This is a genomic window from Novosphingobium flavum (genome assembly GCF_014230315.1).
Taxonomy (GTDB): Bacteria; Pseudomonadota; Alphaproteobacteria; order Sphingomonadales; family Sphingomonadaceae; genus Novosphingobium; species Novosphingobium flavum.
On record NZ_JACLAW010000015.1, the window covers coordinates 18,600 to 37,584 of the forward strand.

At 66.6% G+C, this 18,985-nt stretch carries 16 protein-coding genes; 9 read left to right on the plus strand and 7 right to left on the minus strand.

From position 1 onward, the window contains the following. Positions 1–37 precede the first annotated feature (37 nt). The 3 genes from H7F51_RS16570 to H7F51_RS16580 are packed head-to-tail and all read right to left on the minus strand — an operon-like array spanning position 38 to position 2,480. On the minus strand, positions 38–700 hold the full coding sequence (locus tag H7F51_RS16570; RefSeq protein ID WP_185665434.1) for an RraA family protein: 663 nt from the start codon (positions 698–700) through the stop codon (positions 38–40). A 17-nt stretch (positions 701–717) separates the two neighbouring features. After that, positions 718–1,227 (minus strand): aromatic-ring-hydroxylating dioxygenase subunit beta, encoded by a 510-nt coding sequence (locus H7F51_RS16575; RefSeq protein WP_185665435.1) that lies wholly within the window; start codon positions 1,225–1,227, stop codon positions 718–720. Further along, a complete protein-coding gene (locus H7F51_RS16580; protein ID WP_221774193.1) occupies positions 1,224–2,480 on the minus strand; it encodes a Rieske 2Fe-2S domain-containing protein in 1,257 nt (418 codons plus the stop codon). The genes H7F51_RS16575 and H7F51_RS16580 overlap by 4 nt, the downstream gene beginning before the upstream one ends. A gap of 413 nt (positions 2,481–2,893) precedes the next feature. On the opposite strand from H7F51_RS16580, the gene H7F51_RS16585 reads away from it, so the two are divergent. The 6 genes from H7F51_RS16585 (at position 2,894) to H7F51_RS16610 (ending at position 8,718) form a co-directional block, all read left to right on the plus strand. Continuing rightward, positions 2,894–3,802, plus strand: coding sequence for a fumarylacetoacetate hydrolase family protein (locus H7F51_RS16585; protein WP_185665436.1), 909 nt, complete (start codon positions 2,894–2,896; stop codon positions 3,800–3,802). A gap of 52 nt (positions 3,803–3,854) precedes the next feature. Next, on the plus strand, positions 3,855–4,661 hold the full coding sequence (locus tag H7F51_RS16590; protein WP_185665437.1) for an HpcH/HpaI aldolase family protein: 807 nt from the start codon (positions 3,855–3,857) through the stop codon (positions 4,659–4,661). Between the two features lie 20 nt (positions 4,662–4,681). Then, positions 4,682–5,899, plus strand: coding sequence for an NAD(P)/FAD-dependent oxidoreductase (locus H7F51_RS16595; RefSeq protein ID WP_185665438.1), 1,218 nt, complete (start codon positions 4,682–4,684; stop codon positions 5,897–5,899). Between the two features lie 217 nt (positions 5,900–6,116). Next, entirely contained in the window at positions 6,117–7,490 is a 1,374-nt protein-coding gene (locus H7F51_RS16600; protein ID WP_185665439.1) for an aminotransferase class III-fold pyridoxal phosphate-dependent enzyme, read from the plus strand. Beyond that, positions 7,477–8,202 (plus strand): haloacid dehalogenase type II, encoded by a 726-nt coding sequence (locus tag H7F51_RS16605; RefSeq protein WP_185665440.1) that lies wholly within the window; start codon positions 7,477–7,479, stop codon positions 8,200–8,202. The genes H7F51_RS16600 and H7F51_RS16605 overlap by 14 nt, the downstream gene beginning before the upstream one ends. 24 nt (positions 8,203–8,226) lie before the next feature. Beyond that, positions 8,227–8,718 carry an Lrp/AsnC family transcriptional regulator gene (locus tag H7F51_RS16610; RefSeq protein WP_185665441.1) on the plus strand — a complete coding sequence of 164 codons (492 nt, stop codon included), beginning with the start codon at positions 8,227–8,229 and terminating at the stop codon, positions 8,716–8,718. A 91-nt stretch (positions 8,719–8,809) separates the two neighbouring features. Here the strand turns inward: H7F51_RS16610 and H7F51_RS16615 are convergent, their stop codons facing one another. Both H7F51_RS16615 and H7F51_RS16620 read right to left on the minus strand, forming a co-directional pair. Further along, the gene (locus H7F51_RS16615) at positions 8,810–9,880 is read right to left on the minus strand and encodes a tartrate dehydrogenase (RefSeq protein ID WP_185665485.1); all 1,071 of its coding nucleotides are present in this window, start codon (positions 9,878–9,880) and stop codon (positions 8,810–8,812) included. A gap of 19 nt (positions 9,881–9,899) precedes the next feature. Continuing rightward, positions 9,900–11,381: an NAD-dependent succinate-semialdehyde dehydrogenase gene (locus H7F51_RS16620; RefSeq protein ID WP_185665442.1), complete on the minus strand. Its 1,482-nt coding sequence runs from the start codon at positions 11,379–11,381 to the stop codon at positions 9,900–9,902. Between the two features lie 191 nt (positions 11,382–11,572). On the opposite strand from H7F51_RS16620, the gene H7F51_RS16625 reads away from it, so the two are divergent. Continuing rightward, the gene (locus tag H7F51_RS16625) at positions 11,573–11,932 is read left to right on the plus strand and encodes a tRNA-binding protein (RefSeq protein ID WP_185665443.1); all 360 of its coding nucleotides are present in this window, start codon (positions 11,573–11,575) and stop codon (positions 11,930–11,932) included. A gap of 18 nt (positions 11,933–11,950) precedes the next feature. On the opposite strand, the gene H7F51_RS16630 is transcribed toward H7F51_RS16625, so the two are convergent. Beyond that, positions 11,951–13,234 carry an NAD(P)/FAD-dependent oxidoreductase gene (locus tag H7F51_RS16630; protein WP_185665444.1) on the minus strand — a complete coding sequence of 428 codons (1,284 nt, stop codon included), beginning with the start codon at positions 13,232–13,234 and terminating at the stop codon, positions 11,951–11,953. 79 nt (positions 13,235–13,313) lie between these two features. Continuing rightward, entirely contained in the window at positions 13,314–15,911 is a 2,598-nt protein-coding gene (locus H7F51_RS16635) for a TonB-dependent receptor plug domain-containing protein (RefSeq protein ID WP_185665445.1), read from the minus strand. 324 nt (positions 15,912–16,235) lie between these two features. Here H7F51_RS16635 and H7F51_RS18755 point away from each other — a divergent pair, with 324 nt between their 5' ends. After that, positions 16,236–16,700 carry a (2Fe-2S)-binding protein gene (locus H7F51_RS18755; protein ID WP_343061316.1) on the plus strand — a complete coding sequence of 155 codons (465 nt, stop codon included), beginning with the start codon at positions 16,236–16,238 and terminating at the stop codon, positions 16,698–16,700. Beyond that, complete coding sequence (locus tag H7F51_RS16645; RefSeq protein WP_185665447.1) at positions 16,697–18,946, plus strand: xanthine dehydrogenase family protein molybdopterin-binding subunit; 2,250 nt, start codon at positions 16,697–16,699, stop codon at positions 18,944–18,946. Before H7F51_RS18755 ends, H7F51_RS16645 begins: the two co-directional genes overlap by 4 nt. Positions 18,947–18,985 lie beyond the last annotated feature (39 nt).

The following is an 18,985-nucleotide window of genomic DNA, read 5'->3' on the forward strand; positions in this document are numbered from 1 at the left end:
TGTGTTTATCTTGGGTAGGGACCGGCGTGCCCGCGCCTCAGTCCATGAATTCCGGGTCGGGGATGCCCAGCACCTTGTAGAGCGGGTCCGGTCCGTCGAAGACGGTGAGCCAGTAGTCTTCCTTCTTGCGGTGATCGAGCGCCTTGGCGAAGATCTCCTCCTCGCGCTCAAGCGGCACGACGACGAGGCCGTCGTCATCACCCAAGATCAGGTCGCCCGGCTTCACCGAGACCCCGCCGCAGGCGATCGGAATGTCCATCGCCCCGCCAAAGGCCTTGTGCGGACCCTTGGGGGTGATCGCCGCGCTGAACACCGGGTAGTCGAGCGCCATGGCCTCGGCGATGTCGCGCACCGCGCCGTCGATCACGAATCCGCCCAGACCCCGCCGGATGCCTTCGAGCGCGGTGACCCCGCCAAACATCGCCACGTCGGTCACGCCGCCGGCATCGGCCACCACGACCTCGCCCGGATTGGCGGTCGAATTGGCATAGTGGATCATCGAGTTGTCGGCATAGATCGACTGGACCGTGCGGGCCTGCCCGCAGATCTTCATGCCCAGCCGGATCGGACGGATGCGCCCCGACATGCCGTTGGACCGGTTCATGCAGTCCGAAGCCGTGGCCGTGGCGATCTTCTTCCAGGCCTCGATCCGCTCGGGCGCGAGCTTCCGGAATTCGCAACGCTTGACGTAATAAGCCATGATTGAGTGCTCGTGCTTCAGATCGGGGTGGCGATCAGGTTGGGAACGGAGAAGGTGTCGATCACCGCGACACGCTCGACAAAGGTGGCGCCGTCGCCGCTCACCCGGATGCGGTCTTCATAGACGCCCGCGCAGAACAGCTTGGACACGCCGTCGAGGGACGACTGGACGATGGTGAAATTGGTCTGGACCGAGACGATGTCCCCCTCGATGCCCATGTAGCAGGGGCGCGAAAGGATGTGCCGGTCGACGTGCGGGTTGAACTTGGATGCCGCGCGCAGCACGGTCAGCCGGTCTTCCAGGATCGCGCGCTTTTCGCACTTGATCAGGGCGATGGCATATCCAAGGTCGCGGTTCTCGCGCGGCAGCACGATGTAGCGGCCGGTCTCCTCGAAGCTGGCCACCCATTCCTCCAGCGCGTCGCTGTCGATCAGCATGGCGCTCCGGGTGATCAGGTCCTCGACCAGGAGGCGCGTCTCGATCGGAAAAGTCATCGCTGCGGTCCGTTCCATCAGTTCCACGCTCACTGTTCTGCCCCCTCGGGCGCGATGCCCATCAGCTGCGAATAATAGGCCCAGAAACCGCGCACGGTGACCTCGTTGACGCGGGTGTCGCGGTCCCCGATCGGGCCGACGCCGCCCATTTCGATCACGGCATATTCGTTCTGTGCGGTCTTTGTGGTGCGGTGCACCAGCTCCAGCGCCTCGCCGTCCTCCATCGAGATGAGGCCCGCCGGGCCAACCATGTTGGCCTGGTTGAGGCGGTGCTCGGTCATCTCCGGCGTGTCGTCCTCATAGCCGAACAGGGTCCAGGTCAGCTCGAACTCGTCCACGCCCAGCGTGCGCAGCTTGCGCATGGCCAGCGTGTTGGCGATCTGGTGGAAGAAGCCGTTGGGGAAGAGGTTGATGACGCGGGTCGACATGCCCTTGTCGTTTTCCGGGATGATCCGGACCATGTCGTAGTCGTTGAGCTTCATCAGCTCGCCGCGCTGCACGCCCGCCTCGCGATAGGCGCGCAGGGCCACCTCGTCGCTGTCGCTGCCCGAGAACTGGAACAGGATCGAGTGGCGGTGCTTCTCGTCCATGTAGCCGCCGGCCACCTGGGTCAGGCGGCTGAGGCCGAAGGTGCGGTTGAACTCGTGCAGCAGGCTACCGTGGTAGGCGTCCTTGATGTTCTCGGGGTAGAGCTTCCAGTTGGCCTTGATGCGCTGGCGCTGGTAGCCAAGGATCTTGATCGGCTTGTCGAGCAGGCCGCCCACGTGGTCGACCATCAGCGGGCCGAGGTATTCCTCCAGCGGCTCGATGTCGTGGTCGAACGAGCCGAACAGGCAGCCCTTGAACGATTCCACCTTCAGCGTCTGCAGGTTGTGCTGCTTCGGCTCGAAGCTGGCGGGCATCCCGCCCTTGCCGTTGGCGCCGCGGCGGAACGGAACGCCGGTCAGCTCGCCTTTCCGGCTGTAGCACCAGGCGTGATAGATGCAGGTGTGGTCGGTGCCGTTGCCGCGCGGCTCGCGGACGATCTCGGCCCCGCGGTGAGCGCAGCGGTTGACGAAGGCATAGACCTTGCCATCCTCGTCGCGGTTGACGACGACCGGCGTGTCACCGACATGGCAGATCTGGAAGTCGCCCGGATTGGGGATCTCCGCTTCGAGGCAGAGGATGTTCCAGGCCTTGCCCTTGAAGATGCGCTCCTGTTCGAGCGCATAGATCTCCGGGTCGTGGTAGATCGAGTAGGGAACCCGCGAATAGTCGGTAGTAGGCCAGTTGACGCTGACGCGCATGAGATCGTGCCCCTTGCTGTGCGAATCTGAAGAGCTAATATGAATACAATATTCCCAAAACCGGGTGTGTCAACGCGAAAGCAGCAGCGGACGTTTTTTCGCCGCAGGGTCCCGAATGGCCGTGCCATATTGACATAAAGAACCGTAATAACAGTCTATTGAACGGAATATCGGGCAGTCGCAGGATGCCCTGCTCCGCGCTGGGGACGGGAACCCGGCAGAATCGCGATCGCCGCCCTCGACCCTGAAAAACCGCGATTCCGCGTCAGGAACCGGTCCTCCTGGCGGCACGAGAATGCTGAAAAATTCCCGGATTCCGCAGGTTATGCCAAGATTCTCGCTTGGTCGCACCGCGCGTTGACAGTGTTCGGGAATACTGTATTCAAAATGGCAATCAGCCAAGGGAGTACAGAATGAAGTTCGTTCGCTATGCGGGGCAAAGTGGAACGCCCGCTCTCGGACTGCTGCGCGCCGATGGTGCGCGCATCGCGCCGCTGCCCGCCGCACTCTCGGCCGATGCCGATCTGGTCGACATCATCGCCGCCGGTCCTGCCGCACTCGCTGCCGCGAATGCCGCTGCCGCGAACGCGGGGGGGGATATCGACCTCGCCTCCGTCACCCTGCTGGCGCCGCTGCACGCGCCGCGCCGCAATGTCTTCTGCGTGGGCAAGAACTACTACGCCCACGCCCAGGAATTCCACAAGAGCGGCTTCGACGCGGGCTCGGCCGGCTCGGCCGCGATTCCCGATGCGCCGATCGTCTTCACCAAGGCGGCCACCTCAATCAGCGGTCCGTTCGACCCGATCCCCGGCTACCTCGACGAAACCAATTCGGTGGACTACGAAGGCGAACTGGCCGTGATCATCGGCAAGGGCGGCCGCGGCATCACCAAAGCCGAGGCGATGGACCACGTCTTCGGCTTCACGGTGGTCAACGACGTCACCGCCCGCAACCTGCAGGCCTCCCACAAGCAGTGGTTCCTCGGCAAGTCGATCGACGGCTTCTGCCCGATGGGCCCGGCCGTGGTCACGCTTGACGAGATCGAGAGCGAACTCGGCGGGGTCGGCGCCATGCGCCTGCGCACCTGGGTCGATGGCGAGCTGCGCCAGGATACCCAGGTGTCGGACCTGATCTTCGACATCCCGACCCTGATCGAGACCATCTCCAAGCGCATCACCCTCCAGCCGGGCGACGTGATCGCCACCGGTACGCCCGAGGGTGTGGGGATCGGCTTCACCCCGCCCAAGTTCCTCGCCGGCGGCGAGGTGGTCCGCGTCGAGATCAGTGGGATCGGCTTCATCGAGAACACGGTCGAAGGCTGAAGCCCCGGCTCTCAGCCCGCTGCCGCATTTCCTAACGCGATCAGGACACGCCATGCCTCTGCCAGACTTCACCAATCCGCTCCGTGCCAAGCTCAAGGGCGCTGCCGCCGGCAATCGCCCGGCCTATGGCCTGTGGGTCACGCTCGATTCCCCGACCGTGTCGGAAATGGCCGCCGAACTGGGGGTCGACTGGATCACGATCGACATGGAGCACGGCTGTCTCGACTACAGCGATGTAGTCCAGCACCTGCGCGCGGTAAAGGGCAGCGACACGGCGGTCCTGGTCCGGGTTCCCGCCACCCGGGTCGACACGATCAAGCGCGTGCTCGACCTTGGTGCCGACGGCGTGCTCCTCCCGCTGATCCGCACGGCGGAGGAACTGGAAGAGGGCATGAAATATGGCCGCTATCCGGGGCGCGGCGTGCGCGGCATCGGCGGTGAACGCTCGATGCGCTGGTCGATGAAGCTGCAGGAATATCTCGAGGTTGCAGACCGCGAGACCATGATCATCCCGCTGATCGAAACCGCCGATGCTTCGGACAACATCGAATCGATCCTCAAGGTCGATGGGTTGGAGACCATTTTCATCGGCCCGGCCGATCTCTCCTCCAGCCGGGGCTACCTCGGCCAGTGGGAAGGTCCGGGCGTGGCCGAGGACATCCTGCGCATGGTCCGTCTCGCCGGCGAGGCCGGGATTTCCAGCGGCATCATGGCGATGGACAATGACGATATCCTCGCTCGCGCCGAACAGGGCTTCCGCATGGTCGGCCTTGCTTCCGATGTCGGCCTGATCAGCCGCCAGATGCGTCCGATGCTGCGCGATCTCGGCGGCCGGACTTTCGACAACCGCTGGTTCTGATCGCGCGGGGAGGGCAGGGGATGAGCGCGCAGCAGGCCGTGATCGTCGGCGCCGGCCATGCTGGGGCCATGGCCGCGATCGAACTGCGCAAGGCCGGCTGGGAAGGCCGGGTGGTGCTGGTGGGTGACGAGGCTCACCTGCCATACGAGCGTCCCCCGCTCTCCAAGGACCTGCTGGTCTCGGCAGGGGCCGAGCCGCAGGGCCTTCACGCGGCCGACGCCTTCGCCGCCTCGGAAATCGACCTTGCCCTCGGCCGCCGCGTCGCCGTGATAGATCGCGCCGCCGCCCGCCTCGTCTTCGCCGAAGGGGAGGGGCTGGCCTACGACCGTCTCCTGCTCGCCCCCGGCGGCACGGCCCGAGAACTGCCGGTGCCCGGCGGAGAACACGCACGCACCCTGCGCACGCTGGACGATGCGCGCCGCCTTCAGGCCGATCTCACGCCCGGCGCGCGGGTGGTCATCGTCGGCGCCGGGGTGATCGGCCTCGAAGTCGCCTCCTCGGCCCGCAAGCTCGGCTGCGCGGTGACCGTACTGGAAGCGCAGGCCGGGCCGATGGCCCGCTCGCTCGACCGCGCGATGCAGGACTATGTCGCCGGCCTCCACCGCCGCAACGGCGTCACCCTCGAATTCGGCGTCGCCGTCGCCGCGATCGAGCCCCGCGCTGACGGCAGCCTTGCGGTCCTGCTGGCGGACGGCACGGCTCACCCGGCCGACGTCGTCGTCGCCGGCATCGGCCTGAGGCCCAGCCTGGAACTCGCGCAAAATGCCGGGCTTGAGGTCACCAGCGGCATCGTCGTCGATCCCTTCGCCGTGACCAGCGATCCCGCGATCAGCGCGGCGGGCGATGCGACCAGTTTCTATCACCCCGGCCTTGGCCGCCATGTCCACTGGCAGACCTGGCAACATGCCCAGAACCACGGCAAGGCGGCCGCCCGGGCCATGGCCGGCACGGCCGAGCCCTATGCCCCGCCGTTCTGGTTCTGGAGCGACCAGTTCGGGATCAATATCCAGGTCACCGGCACACCGACCGAGGCGACCAGCCTCGTCCTGCGCGGTGATCCGGCCGAGGATCGCTTCGCCGCCTTTCACATGATCGGCGGCCGCGTGGTCGGTGCCACGCTGGTCAACCAGGGCGGTCTCAACCGGCCGAGCCAGCAGCTGATCCAGTCCGGCATCGAGGTCGATCCGGCCGCACTGGCCGATCCGGCCGTCGCGCTCCCCAAGCTCCTGCGCCGCTGATCCCTGCCTGCGCGTTGCAGTACCGTTGCAGCGGCGTTGCAGCCGCGATGCACCGCGGCAGCAGAATCCGCTCCCCCTTGTCGGCGGTATCTCGGGGCGGCAGCAGATTCCGCTCCGACCGCTTCGCAAAACAATAGAATTTTCGGCCCGCTCCGGCACAAGCGCAGCACGCTCTATCGCGGGTGATCTAGAAAGACGGCGTTCGAAGGAGATTGGAATGACCGTCAATTCGCTGATCGAATCAGATCGCGCACACTGGATTCACCCCGTTTCCTCATGGCACGACCATGAGCAGCGCGGCGTCACGGTGCTGCGTTCGGGCAAGGGCGTCTACCTCACCGACATCGAAGGCAACGAGCTACTCGACGGCTTTGCCGGCCTGTGGTGCGTCAATGTCGGCTATGGCCACGATTCGATTGTAGAGGCGGCCGCCGAGCAGATGCGCCGTCTTGCCTATGCCACCGGCTACTTCTCCTTCGGCAGCGAACCGGCGATCCTGCTCGCCCAGAAGCTGGCCGACCGCGCGCCCGGCGATCTCAAGCACGTCTACTTCGGTCTCGGCGGTTCGGACGCGGTCGACAGCGCGATCCGCCTGATCCGTTATTACTACAACATCACCGGCCGCCCGGCGAAGAAGCACATGATCGCGCTCGAACGCGGCTATCACGGCTCGTCCAGCACCGGCGCCGGGCTCACCGGCCTCCCGGCCTTCCATCTCCATTTCGATGCCCCCGCGCCGATGCAGCACCACATCGCGCCGCCCTATCCCTACCGTTCCGACGCCGCGAGCGACGTCGAGCTGATCGCCCGGTCGGTCGCCGACCTGCGCGCCAAGGTCGAGGAACTCGGCGCCGAGAACGTCGCGGCCTTCTTCGCCGAGCCGGTGATTGGCTCGGGCGGCGTGATCGTTCCGCCCAAGGGTTGGCTGTCGGCCATGCAGGCCACCTGCCGCGAGCTGGACATCCTGTTCGTGGTTGACGAAGTGATCACCGGTTTCGGCCGCACCGGCCCGCTGTTCGCCTGCGAACACGAAGGGGTGACCCCCGATTTCATGACCGTGGCCAAGGGCCTGACCGCCGGCTACGCGCCGATGGGCGCCATGTTCATGTCGGACCGGATCTACCGCGCCATCGCTGATCGCTCGGCCGGCCAGCCGATCGGCCACGGCCAGACCTATTCTGGCCACCCGGTCAGCGCTGCCGTCGCCCTCGAGGTCCTGAGGCTTTACGAAGAAGGCGGCCTGCTCGCCAACAGCCAGGCGGTCGGCGCCTACTTCGGCGAACGGCTGAAGACCCTGCTCGATCACCCGCTGGTCGGCGACGTACGCTCGCTCGGCCTGCTCGCCGGCGTCGAGCTGGTGACCAGCAAGACGGCCAAGACCCGGCCCGACGCGGCGCTTAACCTGCCGGGACACCTCGCCCGGATCGGCTACGACAACAAGGTCATCTTCCGGGCCTTCGGCGACGGGATCGTCGGCTTCGCCCCGCCGCTATGCATCACCCGCGACGAGACCGATCTGCTGATCGAGCGCTTCCGCGCCAGCCTCGACGAACTGCTTACCATCAAGGAGATCCGCGATGCGGTTGACTGAATTCAAAGCCCTGTCCTTCGACTGCTACGGCACCCTGATCGACTGGGAATCGGGCATGATCGAAGCGCTGAGCGGCCTGACGTCGCGGGTCGGCAAGGAACTGTCGCGCAACGAGATCCTCCAGGCCCATGCCCGGCACGAATCCGAGGCCCAGGCCCAGACCCCGGGCAAGCTTTACCGCGACATCCTGCCGATCGTGTACAAGCGGCTCGCCGAACAGTGGGGCGTTTCGGTCACGGTCGAGGAATGCGAGGAATACGGGCTCTCGGTCCGCAACTGGCCGGCCTTCGTCGATAGCCCGGGCGCGCTGCAGTACCTCAAGAAGTTCTACAAGCTGATCATCCTCTCCAACGTCGACAACCGCACCTTCAGCCACAGCAATGCCCGGCTCGAGGTCGAGTTTGACGCGATCTACTCGGCCGAGGACATCGGCGCCTACAAGCCGTCGGACAAGAACTTCGACTACATGAAGGCCCATCTTGCCGATCTCGGTATCGAGCCGCACGAAGTGCTGCACACGGCCGAGAGCCTGTTCCACGATCACCTGCCGGCCAACCGCCATGGCCTGGCCACTTGCTGGATCTATCGCCGCCACGCCCAGGAAGGCTACGGCGCGACGATGACGCCGGAATCGATGCCCAACATTGACTTCCGCTTCAATTCGATGGCTGATCTGGCGAAGGCACACCAGGAAGAACTGCGCAACGGCTGAGCCAAGGGGGGTCGCAGCACACCGATGATCAACACGCCGAAACTGGACCGCATCGACATCAACATCCTGGCCGAACTGCAGCGCAGCGGCCGGATCACGAACGCGCAACTGGCGGACAAGGTCGGGCTATCCCCGAGCCCCTGCCTGGCGCGGGTCAAGCGGCTGGAAACGGCGGGTTACATCTCCGGCTACAGCGCGATCATCAACCTCTCCAAGATCGGCGGAAGCCAGATCGTGTTCACCTCGGTAACGCTGGGCGATCATCGGCGTCAGGACTTCGTGAAGTTCGAGCAGAAGATCGCCCAGTTCGAGGAACTGGTCGAATGCCACCTCGTCTCCGGCGGGTTCGACTACCTGCTCAAGTTCGTGGTGCGCGGCATTGCCGAGTATCAGGAGATGATGGAGGACATCCTCGAGAGCAATATCGGCGTCTCGAAGTACTTCTCCTACATCGTGATCAAGTCGTCCGTCGTGCGCGGGCAGCCCCCGGTCAAGCTGCACGTGCCGGGGCGCTGAGCGCCGGGCCATCCCATCCTTCAGGCACCAAAAAAAGCCCGGAGCCTCGCGGTTCCGGGCTTTCCTGTCGGTGCGACCCGAAAACTGGTGATCAGGCCACGCGCTCGGCCACGGCCTTGCCGCATTCCTCGGTGTTGGCGCTGCCGCCAAGATCGCGGGTGCGCAGAGGCGCTTGCGCAAGCGTGGCCTCGATCGCGCGGACCACGGCATCGGCCGCGTCCTGCTCGCCAAAGTGCTCCAGCATCATCGCCCCGCACCAGATCTGGCCGACCGGGTTGGCAATGCCCTTGCCGGCAATGTCCGGCGCCGAACCATGGACCGGCTCGAACAGCGAGGGGACCGAGCGATCGGGGTTGATGTTGCCGCAAGGGGCGATCCCGATCGTGCCGGTGCAGGCCGGGCCGAGGTCCGACAGGATGTCGCCGAACAGGTTGGAGGCGACCACGGTGTCGAACCGGTCGGGGTTCATCACGAACTGCGCGGCAAGGATGTCGATGTGGTACTTGTCGGTGCGGACCTCGGGATAGCTCGCCGCCATCTCTTCCACGCGCCCGTCCCACCACGGCATGGTGATGGCAATGCCGTTGGACTTGGTGGCCGAGGTCAGGTGCTGCTTGGGCCGCTTCTGCGCCAGGTCGAAGGCATAGCGCAGGATGCGGTCGGTGCCGAAGCGGGTCATCACCGTTTCCTGCATCACCACTTCGCGCGCCGTGCCGGGGAAGGAGATCCCGCCGATTGCGGAATATTCGCCTTCCGTATTCTCGCGCACGATCATCATGTCGATGTCGCCCGGCTTGCGGTTCGCCAGCGGGCACGGCACGCCCGGCATCAGGCGCACGGGGCGCAGATTGACGTACTGGTCGTATTCGCGGCGGAACTGGATCAGCGAGCCCCACAGCGAAACGTGATCGGGCACGGTGTCGGGCCAGCCGACCGCGCCGAAATAGATCGCGTCGACCGCGCCGATGCGCTCCTTCCAGTCGTCCGGCATCATCTGGCCGTGCTCGGCATAGTATTCGCAGCAGGCAAAGTCGTGCCACTCGAGTTCCAGCGTGAAGCCATAGGCCTTGGCCGCGGCCTCGAGCACGCGGATGCCCTCGGGCATCACTTCCTTGCCGATCCCGTCGCCGGGGATCACCGCGATCTTGTACTGGCGTGTCATCGTCGTCGTCACTCTCGTCTCAGCGGGCCTTCAGCCCGGCCCAGTGGAAAGCCTTGGTCTCGAGGAATTCCTCGATCCCTTCCTGCCCGCCCTCGCGGCCGAGGCCGGATTGCTTGACCCCGCCGAAGGGGGCCACTTCCATCGCCAGCGAACCGGTGTTGAGCCCGACCATCCCGAATTCGAGCGCCTCGCTCACGCGCCAGGCGCGGTCCATGTCGCTGGTGAAGAAATAGGAGGCGAGGCCGAACGGGGTGGCATTGGCGATGCGCAGGGCCTCCTCTTCGGTTTCGAAGCGGAAGATCGGGGCGACCGGGCCGAAGGTCTCTTCTTCGGCCAGCAGCATGTCTTCGCTCGCCCCGGTGAGGACCACCGGCTGGACGAAGCCGTCCGGCGTTTCGGCCGAAGCGGCAATCGTCGCGCCCTTGCCCAGCGCGTCGGCGACGTGCGAGGCGACCTTGGCGGCGGCGGCCTCGTTGATCAGCGGCCCGATCGTGGTGCCCGGCGCCGTGCCGTCGCCCACCTTGAGCGCGGCCACCGCCGCCCCCAGCCGCTCGACGAAGGCATCGTGAATGCCGGACTGGACCAGCAACCGGTTGGCGCAGACGCAGGTCTGGCCCGCATTGCGGAACTTGCTCGCCATGGCCCCCTCGACCGCAATGTCGAGGTCGGCATCGTCGAACACGATCAGCGGGGCATTGCCGCCAAGCTCAAGGCTGAGCTTCTTGATCGTGCCCGCGCACTGGCTCATCAGCAGGGCGCCGACCCGGGTGGAGCCGGTGAACGAAAGCTTGCGCACGATGGGGCTGGAAGTCAGCTCGCCGCCGATCCCTTCGGGCAGGCCGGTCACGATGTTGAGCACGCCCGCCGGCATCCCGGCTTCCTGCGCCAGCAGGCCGAGGGCCAGGGCGGTATAGGGGGTCAGTTCGGAAGGCTTGACCACCAGCGTGCAGCCGGCGGCCAGCGCCGCCGCGCCCTTGCGGGTGATCATTGCGGCGGGGAAGTTCCACGGGGTGATCGCGGCGCAGACGCCGATCGGCTCCTTACGCACGAAGATCCGGCGGTCGGCCGTTGGCGCTGCCACTTCATGGCCGCCGACGCGGCGCGCTTCCTCGGCGAACCACTTGATGAAGGTCGCTGCATAGCGGATCTCGCCGGCGGCCTCGGCCAGCGGCTTGCCCTGCTCGGCGGTCATGATCCGCGCAAGATCGTCGATGTTCGCGAGCATCAGGCCATGCCAGCGCTCGAGGATCACGGCGCGGCTGCCTGCGGGCAGGGCGCGCCAGGCGGGCAGGGCGGCATTAGCCGCGGCAATCGCCTTGCGGGTGTCGGCCGCGCCGCAGGCCGGGATCGTGCCGATCCGCGCGCCGCCGGCAGGATTGGTCACGTCCAGCACGGTGCCGTCCTCGGCCCCGGTCCAGCCGCCTCCGATCAGGGCCTGCTGGACCAGCAGTTCGGGCCGGGTGAGGTTCGCCACGCCGGCGGCGTTCGCAGCAGAATTCATCGTTGCGCAACTCCTGTATTGGTCCCCTGACTAGGGCCGATCGGCCGGGGTGTCCTGCTCGATAGACCAGCCGTGCAGCATATCGCTTCGAATTTGGCGAGGGGTTCGGAACAAGATTGCGCGGCTTCTCCGGCAATCGGGCTGTGCGGCCGCTGCCCAGCGGCTAAGGATGGCCCGTGAAAGGGAGTTCCATGTCCGAAACCACTGTTCCCGAGTGCAAGTCCGAGGCGGGCTTCGACGATTTCCAGAAGGTCGACATCCGCATCGGCACGATCGTCGACGTCCAGCCGTTCCCGCGCGCACGCAACCCGTCCTACAAGGTCCAGGTCGATTTCGGTGATCTCGGCACCCGCTGGTCGAGCGCCCAGATCGCCAGCTATGCGCCCGAGGCACTGATCGGCAAGCAGGTCAGCTGCATCGTCAACTTCGCCCCGCGCAACATCGCAGGGTTCCAGTCCGAGATCCTGATTCTTGGCGCGAAGGACACGGCGGGCAACGTGATCCTGCTCACGCCGCGCAGCGCCGTGCCGAACGGCCAGCCGGTATTCTGACAAGAGGCGGCGGGCCGGTCAGGCGCCGCCGCCCGCGCCGCCCGCCAGCGCCGACTTGTGCGAGGCGAGCGTGAACAGCGCGTCCTCGGCCGGATCGGTCGGCCGGCCGAGCAGGCGATCGCGCAGATAGTCGCCCAGCACCGGCCCCATCTTGAAGGCATGGCCTGACCCGGCCCCGGCGATCCAGACATTGGCCGCCTCGGGATGACGGTCGATGATGAAGTGACTGTTGTCGCTGTACTCGGTCTGGCAGGTGCGGGTGGCGACGATCGGCTGGCCCTTGAGGCCCGGCATCCGCCGCGCGACATAGTCCTCGACCTGCTGGCGCAGGAACTCGGTCGGCATCCGCGCACCGAAATCGGGGTCCATCGGCGTGTCGGGCAGGCGCGAGGCCACCTTGATCCCGTAGTCGACGTCGGACGCGGTATAGGTGTCGAGGTCGGCGAGGTTGGGCAGGTGTTCCCAGCGATAGCGATGATCGCCGATCGGCGAACCGACGTAAAACAGCTCGCGCCGGGGCACGCGGATCCGGTCGCCGAGCAGCTGCGGGAAGACCTTGGGCAGCCACGGCCCGCAGGCAAACAGGGTGAGCCCGGCCGGCAGCGGCGCATCGTCGACCAGCAGGTGCTGCATCGCGCCGCCGCTCATCGGCCCGGGGCGAGCATGGCCGATCCGCACTTCGCCGCCCTTCTGCATGAACACTTCCGAGACCGCGATCATGCTCTCGCGTGCCTTCACCACGCCTCCGGTGCTCTCGTAGAAAACGTGCGGGGTGTCGTCGTAGTTCAGCTGCGGCCAGCGCTTGCGCATCTCGTCGGGTCCCAGCACCTCGTAGGGGATGGCGTGCCGGTCGAACACGGCGCGCTGGGCGGCCAGTTCGGCCTCGTGCATCACCCTCAGGCTGCCGTTGGGATAGTACATCCGCCGCCCGAATTCCTGCTGGCGCCGGTCCCATAGCGCTGCGGCGCGCTGGGCCCAGAGGGTATAGATGTCGCGCGTGCCATAGGACAGGCGCAAGAGCCGGCTTTCATCGCCGGATGAAGCACGGGGATTGCCCGGGCCATAGGCATCGACCAGCGTGACCCGAGCCCCGGCCTCGCGCAGGGCGAGCGCGGTCCAGCCGCCAAAGGCTCCGGCGCCGACCACCACAACGTCGGGCAGGCGGCGATTGATCGCCGGGGCGCCGGGGCGCACGGCAACCTGGGCCGCGGCCTTGCCGGCAAGCGATGCGGCGCTGCCCGCAAGGCCGGCGGCAAGCAGGGCGCGGCGGGTGGTCGGGGCAAACGGGGGCGAAGAAGTCATGGGCCCGGTCCTGAAATGAAGTAGCCTGAAAGAAAAAAGGCCCGAAGCTTTCGCTTCGGGCCAGTTTCCAGGTGGAACCTTAGAACTTGTAGCCGAGACGGGCGTAGTAGAACCCACCCTGCCAATCGACCACCGAGTCCGTCCGGTAGATCCGTCCAGCCGTGGGCTGGAGCAGGTCGGCGGCCGGGTAGTGGTTGAACAGGTTGCGCACGCCCACCGAGACCGTGAGGGCCTCGTCGAAGGTGTAGCTGCCCTCGATGTCGACCGTGCCCTGCACGTTGAAGTGCTGGGTCGGGTTGGCCGCCGTTTCCGAAGGGGCTGTGGCCATCGCGGTGTAGGGCCCGTAGATGTTGCCGCGGATCATGGCGCTGAACGGCCCGACGGTGTGCAAGGCCGAGACCGTGGCGCGCCAGCGGGGCAGGGCGTTGCGGAAGTTGAAGTCCTGGTAGACGCTGAACAGCGACGGGATCTTGAGCTTTTCGATCTTGTACCAGTTGGCGTTGAAGCTGCCCGACAGGTTGGTCTTCATTCCGTTGTTCCAGCGGTGATCGTAAGTCACGATCGCATCGAAGCCGCGCGTGTCGGAATCGAAGGCATTCTGGAAGAAGTTGACGCTGGCGATGCTGTCGGCGCCGACCACGCCCGCGGCGACCATCTGGGCCTTGATCGCATCGGTCACCGTGATGGCGCGGGTCGAATAGAGCGCATCGCGGATCTTGATGATGTAACCGTCGATCGAGAAGCTCACGCCCGGCAGCGGCGTGGCGGCGATGCCGAGGGTATAGTTGGTGGACTTCTCCGGCTTCAGGTCCTTCGCCCCGAGATAGCGCGACACCGCATTGGTCGCCGGGAACAGGCCGGCCTGGGTGAACACGCCGTTGACCGTGCGGATCGAGACCGATGTCATGTTCATCACGCCCGGCGAGGGGGCGTGGAAGCCGGTGCCGATCGAGCCGCGCATGGCGAAGCCGGGCACGAACTCATAGCGGAAGGCGGCCTTGCCGTTCACCGCGTTGCCGAAGTTGGAGAAGTGCTCGAACCGGCCGGCGAGGTCGACGAACAGGCCCTTCACCACGTCGGTCGAGGCTTCGAGATAGGCCGACTCGCTCTTCACGCCCCAGGTGCCCGAGGCCGAGGGCGGCACACCGGTCACGCCGTTGGAGCCCACCGGCAGCACGTTGTAGACCGGGTCGATCCCGGCAAAGCCGTCGGCCGTGGTCGACAGGTAGTTGGCGCAGTTGATGCCCTTGTTGGTCGGCGCGCCGGCGTTGAGCGTGTGGGTGGTGGCGTTGCAGAACCCATAGGGATCGGCGTTGGCGTAGATGCCCCCACGGTAGGAATCGATGTCGCCGGGGCGGATCGTGTAGCGCTCGTCGCGGTATTCGCCGCCGAAGCTGATCACCAGCGGCGACGCGAAGATCCCGGCCGGCACGGTGTAGGACATGTCGGCATTGAGCGAGAGTTCGCCCTCTACATAGGTCGACGGCTTGAACGAGCGTGGCGAACTGGCGCCGAGCGAGGCGTTGACCGTGTTCTCGATCTCGTAGGCCAGCTTGTCCCAGCCATAGCGGGCGCTGATGTCATAGGTGAAGGCGCTCGATCCGGTGCTCTTGATCCCGGCCACCGCGCTCCAGTCGGTCACCAGGCCCGAGAAGACCGGGCTGAAACCGGCCGGGAAGACCTCGGTGAACGACCACTGGGTACCGTCGGCGAGGCGCACCGGAATGCCGTTCACCGGCTGGGCGTTCGCCGGATAGCGATAGTTGGCATAGGCCGAGCCCTTGGAGCTCGAGAAGTTGCCGAAGGCGTAGACCTGCGCGCTGTCGCCCACGTCGATGCCCGAGTTGATCACGGCGCGGAACGCTTGGCTCTTGGGCTGGCCCCACTTCTGCAACGGGGTGTTGAGGTCGATCAGCGCCGCATAGGCCGGATTGGCCGCCGCATAGGACGCAGCATCGAAGGTCGTGCTGGTGTACTGGTTGGCGCGGGTGGTGAAGTCGTCCTTGGAATACTGCGCCGTCACGTTGAGGAAGCCGCGGTCGGTCAGCTTCATGCCCATGTTGGCGGCGAGCATCACGCTGTCGCCGTCGCCGCGGTAGTACTGTCCGGCCTGGGCCGTGATCGAGCCGCCGTGGTCGGCGTCCTTGAGGATGAAGTTGATCACGCCGGCGATGGCGTCGGAGCCGTATTGGGCCGCCGCGCCGTCACGCAGCACTTCGACCGACTTGAGCGCGAGCGAGGGGATCACCGCCGAGTCCGGGCCCTGGGCGCCGTTGCCGCTGATCGCGACGCTGGCCGACTTGTGGCGGCGCTTCGAGTTCATCAGCAGCAGGGTCTTGTCTTCGGGCAGGCCGCGCAGCGTGATCGGGCGGATGAAGGTGCCGGTGCTGCTGTTGGGCTGGCGCGAGACGGTGAGCGAGGGAACCAGCGTCTGGATGACGTTGACCGTGTCGGTGTTCGAGATCTTCTCGATTTCGCCCTGGCCGAAGTGATCGATCGGAACCGGCGAATCCTGCACCGTGCGCGAGGCGCCGCGCACGCCGGTCACGACGATGTCGGCGGTTTCTTCGGTGGCTTCGGCAGCCGGAGCACCGGCTTGGGCCAGGGCAGGGGCTGCAGCGCTCAGAGCGAGCAGGGAAGGCGTGGCGAGGCAGATAATTCTGGCGAAACGCGTCATTTGAACCCCCATGTTCGAGTGTCCTCTCCGGCCCGCCTGCACCCGATGCTTGTCTATTCTGGCGGACCCGGGGCTTTTCCGCCCCATGACCCGGAGGATATGATTCGGTTCCGAGGGAGTGTTGCCGTTTTTTGACAGGGCGCTGGCAGAATATGCCAGTCGTGGGCCATGCGACAGGGCGAAGCGAGCGGGCGGCGGCGCGGCGAATGGGGCAAACCGCGCGGCCGGAGCCTGTCGCGCAGGCATCGCGCGCGGGCAGGCGCATCAATTCGGAATCTCCTGCCGAAAATATCGGCTAAAACCGGCTTCGCAGGAGAATCGGCCGTGCCCATCACACTCAAGCTCAACGGACAACCGCGTGCCTGGTCGGGAGACCCCGATCAGCCCTTGCTCTGGTTCATCCGCGACGATGCCGGACTTGTCGGCACGAAATTCGGCTGCGGCATCGGCAGCTGCGGCGCCTGCACGGTCCATGTCGATGGTGCGGCCCAGCGTTCCTGCGTCACCCCGATGGCGGCGGTCGACGGCAAGTCCGTCACCACGATCGAGGGAATCGGCAAGGACGGCGCGCTCCATCCGGTCCAGCAGGCCTGGCTGGACGAGGACGTTGCCCAGTGCGGCTATTGCCAGCCGGGGCAGATCATGGCCGCGATCGACTTCCTGCAGCAGAATCCTTCGCCCGACGAGGCAGCGATCCGCGCCTCGATCAACAACCTGTGCCGCTGCGGCACCTATGTCCGCATCGCCCGCGCCATCCAGCGCGCCGCCAGGTCAGGGGCCAAGGCATGACCGCGGCGATCGACCGGCGCAGCTTCTTCCGCTTGTCGGCCGTTGCCGGCAGCCTCGTCCTCGCCGTTCCGCGCCAGGCCCTCGCCGTGATCGCGGGCCCTGTGGAAGACGGCGCGGCCATCGGCCTGTTCGTGCGCATCCGGCCCGACGGGCGAGTGATCATCCGCACCCCTTCCACCGAGATCGGGCAGGGCACCAGCACGGCGATCCCCATGATTATCGCCGAGGAACTCGACGTGGCTTGGGACAAGGTTACCGTCGGCATGATGACCGGGCAGATGCGCGAGGGGATGGAAGGGCCGCTGCCCCCGGGGATCTTCTATGAAGGCGCGGGCGGATCGAACGCGGTGCGCCGCAGCTATGCCCCGGCGCGCGAAGTCGGCGCCACCATACGGCAGCTTCTGCTGGCCGAAGCGTCAGCCGTGCTCGGCCTCCCGCTTGATCGGCTGGCCACCTCCGAGGGGCAGGTGTTCGATCGCCAGCAACCCCGGCGCCGGGTGGACTATGGCAAGCTCGCTGCCGGCGCTGCCGTCCGGCCGCTGCCCAAGGGGCCGCCGCCGCTCAAGAGCCCGGATCAGTTCCGCATCATCGGCACGCCGCAGCCGCAGAAGGAGGCGCGCGCCGTCATCACCGGCCAGCCGCTCTACGGGATCGACCAGTCGATGCCCGGCATGTTGCACGCGGTCTGCCTGCGCCCCGAAGTGGTCGATGCCCAGATCGCCACGGTCGACGACAAGGCGGCCCTCGCGGTGCCCGGTGTGCGGGCCGTGATCCGCCTGCCCGCGATCGCGCCCGGCGCGCTTTACGACAACAGCCCGCTTGGCGCCGCGGTGGCGGTGGTGGCCGAAAGTCACTGGGCCGCGCTCAAGGGGCGCGATGCCCTGAAGGTCACGTGGACCGAGCCTGCCTTGCGCGAGGACAGCGCCGCCATGGTCGAGGCCGGCTATGCCCGGCTGACCGGTGCCGGGGCCGTCCCGGTCGGTGCCGCCGGCGATGCCGGTGCCGCTTTCGCCCGCGCGGCCAAGGTGGTCGAGGCGCGCTACGATGCGCCGATGGTCGCCCACGCCACGCTCGAGCCGCAGAACACCATTGCCTTGGTCACGGCGGAGCGCTGCGAGATCGTCACGCCAACCCAGCGCCCGTCACTCTGCGCGACCACGGCCAAGGCCATCACCGGCCTGCCGCTCGACCGGATCAAGATCACCGCGGTGCGTTCGGGCGGCGGCTTTGGCCGGCGCCTGTCGGCCGATCAGGTGGCCGAGGCCGTGCTGATCGCCAAGGCCATGCCCGGCGTGCCGGTCAAGCTGCTGTGGACGCGCGAGTGCGACATCACCACCGACGTCTATCGCAACGGCAGCGCCCAGCGCCTGCGGGCCGGGCTCGATGCGTCCGGGCGGATCGTCGCCTGGCAGCACGATGTCGCCACTCAGGCCCGGCGCTACCGCCGCTCGGACGACCAGAGCGACAAGGGCCTGTCCGAAGGCGAAGTGCCGGTGTTCGATGCCCCCGGCGCGCTGGTGGCCGACCGGGCCTATCGCTATGCCCCGATCTTCAGCGCCGTCGCGCGCGGGTCGTGGCGCGCGCCCGGCGCCAATATCCACGGCTGGACCGAGCAGTGCTTCGTCGACGAACTGGCCGAGGCGGCCGGGGCCGACCCGTTCGATTTCCGCCTCGCCATGCTCACCGGCGATGCCGTGCTCGGCAATGACCGCGACCGCTACAGCGTCAAGCGTCTCGCCCGCGTCATCGCGGAACTGAAGACGCGGTCCGGCTGGCAGGGCCGCCGCGTCGGCAAGGGCGGCGCGGGCAGCAAGGGGCGCGGAATGGCCGCACATTTCTCGTTCGGCAGCTATGTCGGCCACGTCGTCGACGTGACGATGGGCGAGGGCGGGGCCTTCTCGGTCGACCGCGTGGTCAGCGTGATCGACTGCGGGCTGGTGATCAATCCGAACGGGGTGACCATGCAGAACGAGGGCGCGATCAACGATGCGCTCAACACCGCGCTCAGCCTTGAGATCACGCTGAAGGACGGCGTGGTCCAGCAGCGCAATTTCGACAGCTACGAGATGATGCGGATGGACCGCGCGGCGCTCAGGATCGAAACGCATATCCTGCCGTCGGACGAGGCGCCCTCGGGCATGGGCGAACCCTCGCTGCCGCCCTTCGCCCCGGCCCTGTGCAATGCCCTCTACGCCGCCACCGGCAAGCGCATCCGCCGCCTGCCGATCCGGGACCAGCTCGCCTGACCCGCCGCCTCGGGCGGTTCCTTTTCGGCATAATATGCT

Coding starts and splice junctions, on each gene's coding strand:
- H7F51_RS16570 (WP_185665434.1), bottom strand. CDS start 700: ATGGCTTATTACGTCAAGCGTTGCGAATTCCGGAAGCTCGCGCCCGAG.
- H7F51_RS16580 (WP_221774193.1), bottom strand. CDS start 2,480: ATGCGCGTCAGCGTCAACTGGCCTACTACCGACTATTCGCGGGTTCCC.
- H7F51_RS16585 (WP_185665436.1), top strand. CDS start 2,894: ATGAAGTTCGTTCGCTATGCGGGGCAAAGTGGAACGCCCGCTCTCGGA.
- H7F51_RS16590 (WP_185665437.1), top strand. CDS start 3,855: ATGCCTCTGCCAGACTTCACCAATCCGCTCCGTGCCAAGCTCAAGGGC.
- H7F51_RS16595 (WP_185665438.1), top strand. CDS start 4,682: ATGAGCGCGCAGCAGGCCGTGATCGTCGGCGCCGGCCATGCTGGGGCC.
- H7F51_RS16600 (WP_185665439.1), top strand. CDS start 6,117: ATGACCGTCAATTCGCTGATCGAATCAGATCGCGCACACTGGATTCAC.
- H7F51_RS16605 (WP_185665440.1), top strand. CDS start 7,477: ATGCGGTTGACTGAATTCAAAGCCCTGTCCTTCGACTGCTACGGCACC.
- H7F51_RS16610 (WP_185665441.1), top strand. CDS start 8,227: ATGATCAACACGCCGAAACTGGACCGCATCGACATCAACATCCTGGCC.
- H7F51_RS16615 (WP_185665485.1), bottom strand. CDS start 9,880: ATGACACGCCAGTACAAGATCGCGGTGATCCCCGGCGACGGGATCGGC.
- H7F51_RS16620 (WP_185665442.1), bottom strand. CDS start 11,381: ATGAATTCTGCTGCGAACGCCGCCGGCGTGGCGAACCTCACCCGGCCC.
- H7F51_RS16625 (WP_185665443.1), top strand. CDS start 11,573: ATGTCCGAAACCACTGTTCCCGAGTGCAAGTCCGAGGCGGGCTTCGAC.
- H7F51_RS16630 (WP_185665444.1), bottom strand. CDS start 13,234: ATGACTTCTTCGCCCCCGTTTGCCCCGACCACCCGCCGCGCCCTGCTT.
- H7F51_RS16635 (WP_185665445.1), bottom strand. CDS start 15,911: ATGACGCGTTTCGCCAGAATTATCTGCCTCGCCACGCCTTCCCTGCTC.
- H7F51_RS16645 (WP_185665447.1), top strand. CDS start 16,697: ATGACCGCGGCGATCGACCGGCGCAGCTTCTTCCGCTTGTCGGCCGTT.